At 75.0% G+C, this 1,134-nt stretch carries 1 protein-coding gene; it reads left to right on the top strand.

Annotated elements, in window-relative coordinates; genetic code table 11:
- Nucleotides 1-255 precede the first annotated feature (255 nt).
- On the top strand, nt 256-1,134 hold an 879-nt coding region (locus tag JNW89_RS36335), incomplete at its 3' end, for an AfsR/SARP family transcriptional regulator (protein WP_238452442.1).

Genomic DNA, 1,134 nt, shown 5'->3' on the forward strand with positions numbered 1-1,134 from the left:
CCGGTTGCCGCCGCCGGCGTCGCAGCCGCCGACCAGGGCGGTCGCGGCCAGGGCGGCGGTGGCGGTGGTGACGACCCGACGGAGGAGCCCGGCGGTACGGGTGCGCTGTGTCATCGGTATCTCTTTCTCGGATGTCCGGTGTTGCCGATGACCATGCTGCGGGCCGCCACTGCAGGATGGCTGCCGCTATGCTGCCGTCCGACTGCCGTGCGGCTGCCGCCGGTACGAGCGGGGGTGTCAGGAGCGGAAACTCGCATGTCAGGAACGCTGCGTTTCGAGATTCTCGGTCCTCAGCGGGCCTGGTACGACGACCGGGAGATCGACACCGGCCCCGGCAAGCAGCGCGCCGTGCTGGCCGTGCTGCTGCTCGCCGCGGGCCGCGCGGTGCCGACCGGGCAGATCGTCGACGCGGTCTGGCCGGACGATCCGCCGGCCAACGGCCCCAACGTCGTGCAGAAGTACGTCGCCGGGCTGCGCCGGGTGCTCGAACCGGACCGCTCCCCGCGTACGCCGGGGCAGGTGCTCACCCTCACCGAGGCCGGTTACCGGCTGCGGGTGCCGCCGGAGGCGGTGGACGCCATCCGGTTCGAACGGTCGGTGCACCGGGCGCGCGGGCTGCGCGCCGAGGGACGAGGAGTCGACGCGGTCGCCGAGCTGCGGGCGGCGACCGAGCTGTGGCGGGGTGAACCGCTGGCCGGCCTGCCCGGTCCGCTCTTCGACTCGGCGCGGCACCGGCTGGTCGAGCTGCGTGCCGCCGCCCTGGAGACCCGGGCCGAGCTGGAGCTGGAACTGGGCCGGCACCGCGAGCTGATCGGCGAGCTGGTGGAGCTGGTGGCCGAGTTCCCGCTGCGGGAGCGGCTGCGCCACCAGCTCATGCTGGCGCTCTACCGCAGCGGCCGGCAGGCGGAAGCGCTCGCCGCGTACCGGGAGATCGGCGACCTGCTGCGCGAGGAGTACGGCATCGAGCCGGGCAACGCGCTCCAGGAGCTGCACCGGCGCATCCTGCGCTCCGATCCCTCGCTCGCCCCGTCCACCGCCGTCATTCCGGCCTCCCGTGGTCCGGCCTCCGACCGGGGCCCCGCCGACGCCACCCCCACCGGCGCGGAGCCGCCACCCTCGGCCGTCGCCCCGGCG

It is taken from the genome of Micromonospora sp. 4G55 (assembly GCF_016803375.1).